Origin of the sequence: Aquiflexum sp. TKW24L, assembly GCF_023502205.1 — a bacterium.
Classification (GTDB): domain Bacteria; phylum Bacteroidota; class Bacteroidia; order Cytophagales; family Cyclobacteriaceae; genus Cognataquiflexum.
The window spans coordinates 1-15,393 of the sequence record NZ_JAMFLG010000063.1; the positions used below are offsets into that span (position 1 = coordinate 1).

Annotated in this window: 8 protein-coding genes; 2 read left to right on the forward strand and 6 right to left on the reverse strand. The window is 42.8% G+C overall.

Features of this window, described 5'->3' with window-relative positions; genetic code table 11:
• Positions 1-150: 150 nt before the first annotated feature.
• The 6 genes from M3O96_RS21355 to M3O96_RS21380 all read right to left on the reverse strand — a co-directional run bounded on the left by M3O96_RS21355 (position 151) and on the right by M3O96_RS21380 (position 10,878).
• The gene (locus M3O96_RS21355) at positions 151-3,252 is read right to left on the reverse strand and encodes an efflux RND transporter permease subunit (protein ID WP_249724904.1); all 3,102 of its coding nucleotides are present in this window, start codon (positions 3,250-3,252) and stop codon (positions 151-153) included.
• Positions 3,253-3,698: 446 nt separating this feature from the next.
• On the reverse strand, positions 3,699-6,728 hold the full coding sequence (locus M3O96_RS21360) for an efflux RND transporter permease subunit (RefSeq protein WP_249724907.1): 3,030 nt from the start codon (positions 6,726-6,728) through the stop codon (positions 3,699-3,701).
• A 5-nt stretch (positions 6,729-6,733) separates the two neighbouring features.
• Entirely contained in the window at positions 6,734-7,801 is a 1,068-nt protein-coding gene (locus tag M3O96_RS21365) for an efflux RND transporter periplasmic adaptor subunit (protein WP_249724911.1), read from the reverse strand.
• Between the two features lie 192 nt (positions 7,802-7,993).
• Positions 7,994-9,109 carry a BF3164 family lipoprotein gene (locus tag M3O96_RS21370; RefSeq protein ID WP_349630868.1) on the reverse strand — a complete coding sequence of 372 codons (1,116 nt, stop codon included), beginning with the start codon at positions 9,107-9,109 and terminating at the stop codon, positions 7,994-7,996.
• A 43-nt stretch (positions 9,110-9,152) separates the two neighbouring features.
• Entirely contained in the window at positions 9,153-10,283 is a 1,131-nt protein-coding gene (locus M3O96_RS21375; protein ID WP_249724914.1) for a DUF4934 domain-containing protein, read from the reverse strand.
• A gap of 52 nt (positions 10,284-10,335) precedes the next feature.
• Positions 10,336-10,878 (reverse strand): septal ring lytic transglycosylase RlpA family protein, encoded by a 543-nt coding sequence (locus M3O96_RS21380; RefSeq protein WP_249724917.1) that lies wholly within the window; start codon positions 10,876-10,878, stop codon positions 10,336-10,338.
• 164 nt (positions 10,879-11,042) lie between these two features.
• On the opposite strand from M3O96_RS21380, the gene M3O96_RS21385 reads away from it, so the two are divergent.
• The gene (locus M3O96_RS21385) at positions 11,043-12,263 is read left to right on the forward strand and encodes a metallophosphoesterase family protein (protein WP_249724920.1); all 1,221 of its coding nucleotides are present in this window, start codon (positions 11,043-11,045) and stop codon (positions 12,261-12,263) included.
• Positions 12,264-12,349: 86 nt separating this feature from the next.
• On the forward strand, positions 12,350-15,382 hold the full coding sequence (locus M3O96_RS21390; RefSeq protein WP_249724923.1) for an SbcC/MukB-like Walker B domain-containing protein: 3,033 nt from the start codon (positions 12,350-12,352) through the stop codon (positions 15,380-15,382).
• The last annotated feature ends 11 nt before the right edge of the window (positions 15,383-15,393 follow it).

The window sequence follows — 15,393 nt, forward strand, 5'->3', positions numbered from 1 at the left end:
AAATAATTCGCCTAAAGCTAAAGCAATTCAAATAAAATTATTCTCTGGAATTCTTTCTGCGTAGATCTGCGCTATCTGCGGGAAAAAAATTTAAGCACTTTCTGCGGGAAAAATAGAAACCTTTGCGCCTTTGCGTCTTTGCGAGAAAAATCATCCTTTCTTCCTCCACAAAAACACCGGCAAAGCCACAAAAACTCCTATAATACTGAACACCAATCCTCCGATCGTTCCGATGGCGAGTGAAAACCAGAACACCTCATTTTGCCCTTCCATGATAAATGGAATCAAGCCAAAGCAAGTGGACAATATAGTCAGCATGATAGGCATTGCTTTTCCGGCTACAGCTTTTAGGACGTTTCTGTTGTATAGCCCAATCGACCGGTTATTCAGGTCATTGACAATAAATATCGCCGCATTGACCGCCAAGCCACCAAGCAGCACAAAAGCTGCATAACCTCCCTGATCAAAGTAAAAATCAAAAAGCGAGAAAATCAGAAACAGTCCAATAAATGAAAACGGAATGATAATGATGATGAAAAAAGGCTGCTTGAGGTTCTCAAAAAGAACGGAACAGATAAAGAAGATTCCAACTACCAACACCAAAATCAGGCTATACTGCCGCTTGGCTTTGTTCCAATCCCAACTCCAGGTTTCTTTTTTTGCCGTGTAGCCGATGGGCATATTGGCTTTCATCTCCGTCAGGACTTCGTCCAGGTATTCATTCCCAAACTTGTGTGAACCCATGTATTCAAATGCCACCAAACGGATATATTGTCGGTCTTCTTTATGCAGCGCATTGGTCGTTGTCTCTTTGGTAAGCGTTCCGAAGTTGCTGACTTTGAAAACCTGATCTTCTCCACCGATCAGGCTATTTTCTTCCAGGTCAAACTTGGAATAATCCGAGGATTCCTTTTCCCTGACAACGACACCATAGTTTTTGTCATCCAAAGTAAGGTACGCCGAAGGACCGGATGGCCGCGAGACATTGTTGAGCGCATTGATGACTTGGTATTGGTTTGCATTGCCAAGTGCCATTTTACTTTGGTCAAGGCGAAGCACATATTCTTCTGTTTTCTGTTCATTCCAACCCAATCGCTCATTGGTATTCACGGTTTGGATCCTTTTGTGCCGGAGAAGCTTTTCTGCTAGTACTTCAGATTGCCTTTCAAGCTCGTCGTAGTTGTAGCCTTTCAATGTCACCCTGTATTGGGGGATGCCTTCTCCCCCGGATCCGGTATAAAATCCTTGCCCTACTCCGTAGATCTGCCAACTCGCCCCTGACCAATCGGTGGACTTGACCGACAGCCGTCCTTTGAGTTGGTAAGGCAAAGCCGATTTCTCATAGGCTTCTTTAAAAGTGATGGTGATTTGGGCATATTGACCGGATTGGATCCAAGTCACAAACTGATCTATGCCCTCCACGCCTTTGAGAAATCCCTCAAATTCCCGCATGATAAAATCCATCTGCTCCAAGGTATTGCCAAATGGCAACCGGGCAGAAATGTAAAGCCTTGTCTTTTCGGCTTCGCGATAGGATGATTTTTCAAAAACCCCACGGACAAACAAACGCAGCGAGCCCCCAAGTGCCTTGTCCACATATGGCCGGATTTCTTCCTGATACAATGTCGATCCAACGGTTTTGTTGTACCATTCCTGACCCTCCCATTTGGCAGGAAGGAAGAATACAGGAATTCCAAAGAGTAGCAAAAGTAAGACTATAAAGGTCTTGCGGTAATTGGCCACAAATCCAATACTCCTGTTGAAAATACCAAAAGCCCGGACCCTATTTCGGAGTTGTGCAACACTGAGTACCCTTCCTTTATGTGCCTGATGTCCGAATAACAGGTCATACATCGCCGGGGTGAAAAGCAAGGCAACCAACAGAGAAACGGCCAGCATCACAGTAACTACCACGGAGAATTCGGTCAGGTTTTTCCTGTCGTCTTCCGGTAGGAAAAACACAATCAACAAAGCCACAATCGTTGTCAGCGAAGCCGCAAGCAGCGCCACGAAAACTTTCCTGTTTTTGTGCTTATGCAGGTGATCGATCATGATGATTGCATTGTCGACGATTAACCCAAAAGAAATCGTCAGCCCCGCCAAGGAATATAAATGGATGTCCACCTTCATCAGATACAGGATAATGCCTGTAATACTCAGATTGACGATGATGCCTAAAAATAGAATGCTGAGGTACTTGAAGTTTCTATTGATCAAAAAAATGAATACAATCAAGATCAAAATCGATAGTCCTGAGCGCTTGTAGATCTTGTTCAGTTCCTTTTCCAGAAACTCTGTATCGTCATTTTCAAGCCTTACTTCAAATCCTGCAGGTAGCAAAGGTTTGGTACTTTCAATGGCAGCTTTGATGTTTTTGGCAAGAAGGACTTTGTTGACCCCGTCACGGTTGATGATGGAGAGCGTGACCGAATTGTTTCCATTGATGCGATAAAAGGAATTGGGTTCGGCTTCCTCCAAAGTCAAACTCGCCAGATCCTTCAGGTAAATCTCTTTTCCTTCTCTCGTTGTGACCAGGAGGTTTTCGAGTTGGCTAAGATCCTGCAGGGAGCGGTCCACTTGAATAAAGAGTGTCTCTCCCCTGTTATTGACTAGTGAACCCGGAAATGATCTTCCGAATGAGCCGGCTATGACGGATTCGATATCTGATTTGGAAAGTTTGAATGCCTGCAATTTTTTGATGTCGTAAGTAACAAAAAGCTGCAGGTCGTTTGCACCACGGACGGTGATTTCTTCTATTTCCGCAAATCTATTAAGAGAGGATTTGATGACATCTTCAGCGATCTTTTTGATCTCAAAAGAAGCAAAAGGACCGTTGACAGAATAGGTCAAAATCGGGGTTTTGAGGTCGGACCTCCTCTCGGCAGTTTGGGTGACCAAGGGATAGGAAACCTTCTGATCTAAACCCGGATAAACCTGCCGGATGATGGAGGAGACTTCAAATTTTTTGAATTCCATATCCGTCTCCTTGTCAAAGCGCAGGGTGATCGATCCCCTGTCGTAATTGGAAACAGAGTTGATCTTTTTGAGATCTGCCAATTGGGAAAGTGCGCCCTCCAAAGGGGAAGTTGCCAGCTTTTCAACCAGATCCGGAGAAGACCTCGGTACCCCAAAACTCACCGTCAATACCGGTTCACGCTCCCGTGGATTCAGATCCACAGAAAGCCTCGGCACCAAGGCAAAACCAATGATGGCAAGAACGATGAACGATATGATGATGCGGAAGGGAGTCAATTTTTAGATTTTAGATGTGAGATTTGAGACATTAGAAGCGAGAGACGAGAAGCGAGAACCGAGAAACAGGGAGCGAGACTTTGTCAGATTTATGGCTTTCTTGATAAACTTCACAACATTTTAACTATTACATTTTTAGGTATTACCTATTTTTTTGGTTCAATAACATTTTACTCTTGCCTTTTGGGTCTTTCGGATGGATGCAACCGAATCAATTATAACATCAAGAGATTCAAAAGACTTAAACTTGTCACCTCGACGGCAGGAGAGGTCTAATATTATTAGTTAGGAAAACAGACCTCCATACCAAAGACATATACTTCAATTACCCCCCGGGATTTTTATCATACACTAAAGTTTTTGAATTTTAAGTTTCTCATTCTTAATTCATAATTTTCAATTCCCCAAGTCTCATGTCTCAAATCTTGTGTCTTATGTCTTGTGTCTTATGTCTTGCGTCTTTTTGAAATAAACCAATAAGCCAACGGCACGAAATACAGCGCCGTAAATGTTCCGATGGTCAGACCGCCGATGACAGAATACACCAAAGGCCGCTGCAAGTCCGCACCCAAACCTGATGAGAAAACCACCGGCAATAAAGCCAAAATGGTCGTGATCGAAGTCATCAGGATAGGTTTCAACCTGATCTGTCCGGCTTCATACAAGGCTTTATCCAAAGCATCCCTCCCGGGAAGATTGCTGTACTGGACTTTCAATCTGTTGATCGTATCGATTTTCAGGATGGCATCATTGACCATGATTCCCAACATGACAACCAAGCCAATCGCCGACATGACATTGAGGGAAGTTCCGGTAAAAAAGAGGATGATAAACGCCCCTCCGATCCCCAAAGGCAAAGTAGCGATGATAATCAATGGCTGAATAAAACTTTCAAATTGCGCAGCAAGAATAAAGTAAAGCAGCAAAACAGAAACCAATAGGATGCCGACCAATTCTTTGATCCGCTCCTGATCTTTGAAATACTGCCCAAAAAACGACACACCCAGATTCTTATCCGCCGCCCAATTGATGATTTCGGCATTGTAGGCCGTTGGGTTTTTTGAATCTAGTATCACCGATTGGAACAATCCACCCTTGTCGGCAGTGACAAATTTGTAATGGTTTTCATAATCAAAACTGATGAAATTGCTCAGTGCGTATTCGTTACCATCTTTTCCCCGAAGGAAATTATTGTTGAGAATCTGCTCAAAATTGGTCTTGTCTGCCTTGAGTTTGATCGGGGTGATTTCCCCAAACCGCTTGATGTCTGTAATCGGGTACACCCCAAAAAGCTGCTTCACCTGCTCCTGCAAGTCGCGGGGACTGATGCCATAGAGCGCGAGTTTGCCACCATCCAACCTGAATATCACCGAGGCTTCTTTTTGTAATCCCGGTCCTCGGCTAAATTCCTTCACAGGAAATGCCGATAGCCATTCATCCATCCGAATTTCCTCGATCGGCTTTTTGGTCGCCAGGTCTTTCCATCTCACTTCGTAAAAGGGAATGTTGGAAGCAAACAACTGATCGAAAGCATTGGGAGCATCCAACACTGAGATTTGGGCATTGGGATAATTGCCCAAAATCAATTCCTCCAACCTTTGCATCTGCACAGATTTGGATTCCTGAGACTCAAATAGGAAATAGAGGTTGGCTTCCTGCAGGGAACTTTCCCCGTCAAAAAGTAAAAACTGCCTTACCCCAAGGTCTGTCTCTGACTTCAGGTAAGCGCCTTTCATGGCCTCCAAGATTGACAAAACCCGGTCTTTGTTTTGGGCCACCCCGATCGGTTCGTTCCAGTCGATCTCCACTACCGCATCAAACTTCTCTATCGGTGGCAAGCCTTCGACTTGGAGCAGATAGCCCAATGCCAAACCAGCAGGTATCAGCAAAATGAAAATTCCAAAGCTGAGTTTTTTATAACTGAAAACCTTTTTGAACAGGCTTTTATAGCCTTTTAAAATGATCTTAAAAAACCTGCTGTCGTCTCCTTTTTCTTCCTGAACCGCCTTTTTTCTATAGAAAAAATGATAGAGCATCGGAAGGAAAATAAACGCCACCAAAAGGGAAACCCCCAAAATCGCAGCCACTGAAACCGCCTGATCAAAAAACAGAGCGCCGGATATCCCACTCAAAAACACCAAAGGAATAAATACCGCCAAGGTCGTCAGCACCGAACTGACCAAAGCGGACATGACTTCATTGACTCCCTGTACACAGGCTTCAAATATCGGTAATCCGTCAAGCCGCTTTCGGGTGATATTGTCCAATACGATGATGGCATTGTCTATCAACATCCCCAAACCCAAGGCAAGACCTGATAGGGAAATGACATTGATCGAGATTTTGAAAAAGTAAAAAACCAGAAAACTGATCAGCAAAGAAGTCGGCAAGGAAATCCCGATAATGATCGGCATGCGGTAATTGCCCAAAAAGAGGAACAATACCCCAAAAGCAAACAATCCCCCAAAAAGCAAGCTCGTCTGCAAGTTGCTGATGCCGGCATTGAGCAGGACGGATTGGTCTTGCGTCAGCTCAAAATCCACTTGGTTGTAATCCGCTTTGAACAACTCTATGGCTTCATATACCTTGGGAAGGAGTTCGTTCATCTTGGCGGAAGCCTGCTTGTGCACCGTGATGACCAATCCCTCTTTTTCGCCAAAAAGGTGGTGTCCCAGAACCTCATTCGTCTCATATTGTACCGTGGCGACCCTAGCCAAATCTACGGTGACGCCCTTGTCGGAAGTGACAGGCAGCTTCATGATGTCGTCGGGAGAATCCACCCTCGTCGCCAACCGCAGGTAATACCTGAACTGACCGTCCTCCACACTGATCCCGGGAAGTTCTTCATTGCCAAATTGGATGGCATTGATCACATTGTCTTCCGTCATGCCAAGGGCACGGAGGGCAGCTTTGTCCGGGGTGACGGTGATAATGCGCTCCTTTTTGCCATTGATATCGACCAAGGAAACCCCTTCCAACTGTTCGATCCTCTTCTTCAGGACATTTTCGGTCAACTGACTGATTTCTGTAAAGTCAAATCCCGGTTTGGGAATGACCTGCACCCGGACGACAGGAATGTCATTGGTATTGATCCGGATCACTTGGGGACGGGCAAGGTCCGAAGGGAGGCTATTTGTAAGCCGGTCGATCTTCTCATTGACATCGATATAGGCCAGTTCCATCTTGGTGCCATAGTCAAAAGTCAGTCGGATCGTGCCTGTTTCGCTTCCGGCTTTGCTTTCTACATCTTCCAGCCCATTGAGTGTCATCAGGCCTTCCCGGATCGGGGAAAGCACATTCTGCTCTATGGCCTCAGGTGAAGCGTTGGGATAGTTGACCTTGATGACGATCTGTGGGACATCGATCGGAGGCAAAAGTGAAATCGGAAGCGTCCTGAACACGATAACCGAAAAGACCATCAGGGCCAAAAAAACCATCAACACAGCTATGGGTCTTGCCAATAAAAACCTTACCATAGCGCTTAGTCTTTGAGGATTTGTACAGGTGCCTGGTGTGCAAGCTGCAGGTTATTGGAAGTGATGACGGTCATCCCGGATTCAATCCCGCTGAGGATTTCGACTTCCTGTCCGTTGTCCTTGCCGACTTCGACATAGTTCCATTTGGATTCCTCTTTCTCTATGGTAAAGACTACAGGCCTGCCGGAACGGTAGACCAAAGCCTGCTTGGGTACGACGATGCTGTTGTTTTGTGGTGCGCGGATGATGGCACGTGCGTTCATCCCGGGAAGCAATCCTTTGCCACCGTTGATCAGGATATTGACTTGAACAAGTCCGTTTTCATCCACTTTTGGATTGATACTCCTGACCGAACCGCTGATGCCCTCCCCTCCACCGACGGGAAGGATTTCGGCTTTTTGGCCTAGGGAAATAAGGTTGATGTCGGATTCCAGGACTTTCACTTTGAGTTCGAGCGCAGCCGTATTGATGACTTCGAGCATTTCGTCGCCTGACTTGACGAGGCTTCCACGCTTGGACTTCAGGTCAGCAATGCGACCCGAAATCGGCGATTTGATGACCGTTTTGTCCAGGTCCATCTGTGCTTCCTTGACGGCGATTTCAGCGGAAAAAAGTCCGCTCTTTGCCTTAAGCTGTTCCTGCACCTGCGCAATCCTTTCAGAATCACCGCTGTTCATGATGCTTTCGAAGCTCAGGATCTCAGACTTATAATTCACTTCAGCATTCTTAAGTTCTATTTTGGCTTTTTCGAGGTTCAGCAGGCTTTCAGTCTGATCGAGGCGGGCGAGGATTTTGCCTTTTTCAACAAATTCACCTTCTTTCACGGTAAGTTCAATGAGGTATCCCGGCCGCTCGGCAATGACTTTGACCTGCTCTGCGGCTTCGATTTTGCCGGAGGCATTGATCAGGTAATCAAAGGTCCGCTTCTCGGCTTTGGCTATCCGGACAGGAGTAGCAGCCACTTCACCGCGGAAGGCCTCCAAGGGCTGATCTTGACTTTCATCTTTTTCTTCCTTGCAGGAAGCGCATACTATCAATACAAAAGCAAACAATAAAATAGGAACACAACGCATATTACTTGTGGTTATTGAATAGGATTACAATAAACTAAGTTATTAAACAAATTCAAAAGGATAGATGTTAAAAAGTTTGAAAAAGTAAGTTTAAACCCGAATCCTGAAGCAAAATCTTATCTCATAGCACCATGACTTTAATTAATCAAGCTCATTTTTAGGATTAGGGAGAAAACATTGGCTGACTTTTTTTCAGTTTTGTCCTTTGAGTGATATTAAAATGTCATGGATATCAAACTTTAAAAATTCATCTGAATGTGCATCAAAGGTATAAAGTTCCTGTCTTTTGAAATCAATATCAAAATTGGTAAAATGGTTTTGCATTTTCAATTCAGCCAATGGATTCCCTTCCCAATCAAACAACATGATGGAAGGTAGTTGTTTTTTGATTGTCTCATAATCCTTAAAACTTTCATTGACATAGATTACACCAAAAAAATCATCGAACGCTTGATTATTTATAAAGACATATTTTCGATCCCATTGAGGCCATTCTTCTTGAATCTTGGAAATATTACTTAATTCCTTCCCGATGCAAATCGTTTTTGCCAAGGTACTATCAAGAGAATAAATGTTTATATAATTTAAACCCGTCGGTGCTTCTACAAATCTATTTTGGACATTGCTAAATTTTGTATTGGTTGCTAAAATGTTGAAATCACTACCTTCTCTCAGAGTTGCCTGATTAAGTTTATCCAATAACGGTAAGCTAGTTTTTTCACCTTTTTTGTATATGAATCGGAGTTGCTGCGTATCACGGTTACCAATTTCTTTTGTAAAATAGGTGACACTGTCTACCATAATAAAATTAGACAAAAAAGGTGGTAGCGAAGCTTCTAATTCCGTTAGGTCTAATTCTCCGTCATTTAATGATTGGGAAATATCGAACTCCTTGACTTTCCCTTTTTGGAAATCATATAAAAAAGCCAACAAACGTCCATGCTCACGAACAAAACTTGCCTCATTTGAGGTACTGGGACCTTGCATAAATTCGAGTGGGCCTTCTCCCCTTTTCATAAAAGACCCGAGTTTTTGGTAGGACGGTAGAGAAATAAAGAACCATATCCCATCTGGATTGCTCGTACCCATGACCATGATGCTGTCAAATATCCTAAAATCGCGAATCCCGATTACATCAATTTCAGGAGTTTTCCCGTCTTCAAGTGTGAATGTTTGAGGAAATTCGTGCACATATTCTACATCGTCAAAAGCCATGTAAATGGGCTGATCAGATGAGGTATCTTTCTTACATGAAAGAAATAATGACAAAATAAGTAAAGTGGGAATAAACAAGCTTTTGGGATACATTTCTTAATTATTTTGATGGTTTAGCAAACATTTTCCCTAAGATTTACTTTTCAACCAAAAAAAGCAGAAAATTATTTTCTGGTGAAGGATTAAACCTCATAATGATATCTTCACTCAAACTCCCCGAATTAGACAAGATTTCAGATGAAACCTCAAAAATGAAATGTTTTTCATTTGAAAAAATTGGAGAATGAAATGGCAATCCGGTGATATAATCGTCTTTGAAATTATCAAACAGAAATGCTTCATTTTTCTTGGTGTCTATCAAAATGTTTTGTCCCGAATTTCCTTTTTGTACTTGGGCTAGAATATCTCCTTTTTGTGTAAAATGTAGATTCCCGTAGAGAAAAGTATATTTTGCTACCTTAAAATCTCGCATCAAATCCATGGCATCTCCAATTTTAGAAAGATAATCAGGCTGGGTTTTTGAACTGCCAAAATCTAAATAATACACAGGCGAGAAATTAAAATCCTGATCAATGGAATAAATGGTATCATTAAATGCCCTCGAAAAATAGACTTTCCCATCTTTATTTAAACTAAAAGTAGAGCGATCTTCATAGATATACACATAATCATCTTGCCGGATGGGAAGAAAATTATTCGTTATTTCCTCTTTTTCCGGGCTGTAAACTAGTACATCATGTTTGTATTCAGGCTGTATATAATTCAAAAACACCAACCAACTGCTGTTAAATGGAAATATGGCATTTGCTTGGAAAGGTAATTTCTCAGTTTTCAACACTTCCAAATTTTCGTTTAAATGGAAGTTTGTTTTTCTCGATACGTCATGAACAACCAAGTTTCCCTCAACCATGAACATTTCGGTAATACCGTCAAATTGAAATTTGCTGTCAACTTTCAAATCCAGCTTTTTGATTAATTTACCTTTAGCGTCAAATGAGCATAGGCATCCACATTGGTCAATATCCAAGGCAAAATATTTATTATCTGAATAAACCAATTTGTTGATTTGTCCCATCAAACAGTCATTGTCAAGCTGAATGATTTCAATGTTCTTTCCTATTTCTGAAAACAGCATTTCTTTCCTTTCATTGATATCCTCTATCACTATGAGCGGATTGGATTGAAATTGTTGGGTTTCGGTTTTTGGACTACAATTGAAAAAAAGGCTGAAAAAGATAAGAGCAAAAGAGGAATGTTGCTTTTTCATAAAATTTAAAAGTTTATGAAAAGGTAACTAAAAAAAATTTATTCTAAAAAAATCAAATCGAAACTTCCACCTTCTCAGCAAGATCGATCTCAAATCCTATCATACAAAGATCCATTTTATCAAATAGGATTGGTTCTTCGTAGATCCTCAGCCTGATATCTTCCGGCGTATTTTCCTGATAATGGTTCATCAAAAATTGAATGGTTCCCTGATCCGGCACCTCGATTTTTACCTTGGCAAGTCCATCATTGATCATTCCGATTTCTGTGGCAGCGGCGCGGGATAGGTCTATGATTCTTTTTGAATTTTGTGGAAGGCGGTCATTGACACGGACCCAAACCACTTTGTCGTTTTTGAGATTGGTCACCTTCAGCATGGTTCCGAAAGGAAGGTTTTTGTGGGCAGCAGTCATTCGCTCCATGTCAAAAGTCTCCCCATTGGCAGTTCTTTTCAGGTGAAACTTACGGCCATAATAACTTGCAATACCTTCCTGAATCTTCAGAGAATCTTCTTCATTTGGCTTTAATTCCCCTGCTGAAATCAGCAACGGACTCATCACCATCAATAAAATAAGTACCCAGTTTTTAATTTTCATCTCGTCAATTTTAACAATTAATGTGCCAATTGCCGTCAAAGTCGAAGTTTCCATTTGGAATGGAAAAACTAAGCGTCTATTTTTATCAAAAATAGAAAGGCTAATTTAGCATAAATTTTCAAAATGCCTAAGCCCACAATTTTCTAAAATTAATCGATTTGAACATGATCAAAATACTCCATACAGCGGATTGGCATTTGGGAAAAAGACTCCAGGAATTTTCCAGGTTGGAGGAGCAAAAGCTCGTCTTGGAAGAAATCATCCAGATCGCAGACCAGGAAGAAGTGGATTTGGTACTGCTTGCAGGAGATATTTTTGACACGTTCAATCCCAACCACGAGGCTGTTGAACTCCTATACAAGACCCTCAAAAAACTCTCTAAAGACGGACAGAAACCGGTTATCGCCATCTCCGGCAACCATGACAGCACGCAATTTGTCGAAGCACCGGATCCATTAGCGAGAGAAATGGGCATCTTTTTCTACAGCAGGTACGACAGCGTCATTCCTACAGGTAAATTGGACAACGGCATCGAAATTACCCGCAGCGAACCGGGATTTGTGGAAATCTGCCTCCAAAAATACAATTTCCCCATCAGGGTTATCCTTGCTCCCTATGCCAATGAAGTTTTGCTGAAAACCTACTTGGGAGAAGGTGACAGAGAAGCTGAGTTCAGGGAGGTTTTGGCCAATAAATGGGGAAAAATCGCAGACACTTACTGCGATGACAAAGGAGTAAACCTCTTTATGGGACATTTCTTTTTTATGAAAGAAGGTGGTCCTGTCGAACCCGAACCGGAATCCGAGCGGCCCATCCTCCACGTCGGCGGCACCCAAGCGCTCTTTACCCACAATATTCCAAGCCAAATCCAATATGCGGCTTTGGGACATCTGCACCGCTACCATGCTGTGGGAAAAAATCCCTTTCCGGTGGTCTATTCAAGTTCTCCCCTCGCCTACTCCTTCAGCGAAGCAGAGCAACAAAAACAGGTCATTATCATTGAAGCTGAACCGGGAACAGCCGTCAGTTACAAGACTGTTGGTTTGGAAAAAGGAAGACCTCTTTATAGAAAAAACTTTGATGATCTTGCTGCTACGCTGCAATGGTTAGAGGAAAACCCCTATTGCTTTGTCGAAATCACCTTTGTCACGGAGCATTCCATTGATGCCGCCACGCGCAAAGCCATCATGAAAGCCCACGATGGGATTGTCAGCCTGATTCCCCAAATCAAAAATCCCCAAGGTCAGGAAAGTCTCAGCCTGAAAGTCGAAGACCTCGGAAAGGACATGGTCACGCTTTTCACCATGTATTACAAAAGTGAAAAAGGCCAGGAACCCAATGCGGAACTGATCGGGATTTTTAAAGAAGTCATCAGCCAAGAATAGCCCAACCCTCCAAGGGTATTCACACCTGGCAGATTTCAAAAACCTGACAGGTCTCTTTCACCAACAAACTATTTATATAATTACCCATGATCCCAGTTAAACTCGAAATAGAAGGCCTTTATTCCTACAAAGAGAAACAGACAGTAGAGTTTGAACAGCTCACAGGAGCGGGTCTTTTTGGGATCTTTGGCGCGGTGGGAAGCGGCAAATCATCCATTTTAGAAGCCATTCTCTTGGCACTGTATGGCAGTACCGAGCGGCTTTCTGATAGAGGAGAAAAGAACAGCATGCTCAACTTACAAAGCGAAACACTGTTGATCAATTTTGAATTCAAGTGCGGCAACAACAATTCCAAAAACTACCTCGCCCGATATGCTGCCAAAAGAAATCCCAAAAACTTTGAAGAGGTCCGGCCGGCCGAGCATACTTTTTATGAAAAAGACGGAGAAAACCTAATCCCGATACATCATGATGGTGAAAAAATCATTGGGATGAAAAAGGAGCATTTCAAGCAGACTGTCATCATTCCCCAAGGCAAATTCAGGGAATTTATTGACCTGACTCCCGGACCACGGGCGGAGATGATGAAGGAGCTTTTTGGTTTGGAAAGATTTGACCTTTCCCAAAAAACAGGAAGCCTGCTCAAAGCCGTGAGGGAAGAAAAAATCCGGTTGGAAACCCAGCTTTTGGCTTTGGTAGAATATTCTCCCGAGGCATTGAAGGACAAGGAAAATCTACGTTCTGAAAAAACCATTTTCCTCGAAAAAGAGGAAAAGACCTTCCAAACCTTGGAAGCCACCTATAAAAAACAGGAAGCACTTCAGATTAAAAACCTCCAATTAATTGAACGTCAGAAGGAATGGAATAAACTTGAAATCCAAAGACCTGAGATCGAAGCTAAAAAAGCAATCTGGAAAGATTTTCTCAAAGCAAAAACCTACCTGAAGCCTGTTTGGGATCAAATCAAAGAAGCTAAAATCGAATTAGAAAAATACCAAGTCAGTGTCATAAACTGCTCTGATTTCAAAATAACATATGAAGTGGAAGTTGCTGATCTAGTAAAACAGGAAGCAGAACTCAAAATAAAAGCTGACGACCGTCCAAATAGGGAAGCAAAAATCCGTGACCTCAAAAAGGTAATCGAAATCCAAGGCTTATTAGCGGCTTTGAAGGATGCAGAAAAACAGGTAGAAACACTCAGTCCGCATATCGAATCTCTGAAAAAATCCCAAAAGGATCTCGAAAATCTGATCAAAGAAAAAGAATCGAAAATCGAAGCCATACAGCTTCCGGATACAGACGAAATCTCAAACCTGAAAAGCGCAGCAAAAGAGTGGACCAACCTGGAAAGCCAATTGGCAAAGTTGACAGAAGACTTCAATTCGCTCAGGCAGATGTCAACAAGCTTGGATACAGCTATTTTAGAGATCAAAAAACAGATTCCATCAGGATTTGACAGCCTTGGAAGTTGGATTGACTTCCAAAAAAAGCAAATCCAAAACCTTGAAAACGCCAAAGAAAAACTGCTCAGTAAAAAAGGTCTTGCCGCTCATGTCCATCTTTTGCAGGACGGGGAAGCGTGTCCGCTTTGTGGCGCAATTGAGCATCCCGACCCAATCACAGCTAGTCAGGAAGAAAGTGAGTGGAATGACGTCTCCAAGCAAATAGAGGGGGCAAAGGTGCTTTTGGAAAAAACCGTAAACCTATCCCAACAGCTTTCCGGGCAACAAATCCGTCAGGAAAATCACCTTCAAAACATTGCCGCCAAGGAAAAGGAACTTGCAGATTCCAAGCTACAATTGACATCCCTGATGGGGAGTCTGAAGTCAAAAAACATTAATTCGAAGGAAAGTCTTTCCAAGTTGATCGGAGATACCGATCTGGCTTTGAAGCACAAAGACCAACTCGCACAAGATGTTAAGGCATTCAGAAAAAGCCTAGAAGAAGGAAAAATCCTTTTGGAAAAAGAAGAACAGCAGCTCCGCGCCGCCGAGCAAAAGCAGGTAGCCTTGCACAGTACTGTTGCCGCCAAAAAGGATGAAATCAAAGACCCTGTATTCACCAAACCGTTTTTCGATAAGGGAACAGATACCATCGAAAATACAATTTTAAGTGTCCAAAAAGACATCGAAAAAACCATCCAAGACCTAGACGGTAAGCGGAAAGTCCTTCAGGAAACCCGAGCGAAGCAATCCACCAACCTCGCAAATCTCAAAACTTTTGGAGATCTGGTAGAGAAGACCATTGTCAAAATCACCGAGCTGGAAAGCCAATATGAAACACTGAAAAAGACACATGGATTTGAAAGTGAGTCCGATCTTCATGCCTTGTATCATCATTCCTTGGATGCCGACAAAACCGACGCGGAGATCCGCCAATATGAGGACAGGAGGCTTTTGGTCCAAAGCAATCTGGACAAACTCAAAGCAGAAGACGGTGTCTTGGACTTCAGCCAAGAAGCGTTTGAGCTCCTTTTGGGGGAATTGCAGGAGAAAAAATCAGCCTTGGAAGGTTTCAGAAAAGAACTGACCTTATTGGTTCAGGACATAGAAGACAGCAAAACCAAGCTGAACAGAAAACAAGAATTGGCAAAAGAATTCAGCGTTTTGGAAAACAGGGAATCCAACCTCAAAGAATTGGACAACCTGTTCAGGGGCAGCGGATTTGTCAAGTATGTGAGTACAATTTACCTCAAAGAACTATGCAATACAGCCAACCTGAGGTTTATAAAGCTCACAAAAAACAGCCTCAGTTTGGAAATTGACGACAACAACACTTTTTGGGTGGTGGATTACCTCAACGGCGGCAAGAAGCGATTACTCAAGACCCTTTCTGGCGGACAGACATTTCAGGCTTCCTTATGTCTTGCATTGGCTTTGGCAGAAAAAGTCAAATCCCTCAATCAAGCCGATCAGAGTTTCTTTTTCTTGGATGAAGGTTTTGGGGCTTTGGACAGAAATGCCCTGCGTGTGGTCTTCGAAACCCTCAAGTCACTCCGTCACGAAAACCGGATCGTCGGCATCATTTCCCATGTAGAAGAACTCCAACAGGAAATCGGTGTCTATGCCAAAATTGAACTCGATCCCGAAAAAGGAAGTCAGGTGGGGTATTCTTTTTAAAAGTTACAATG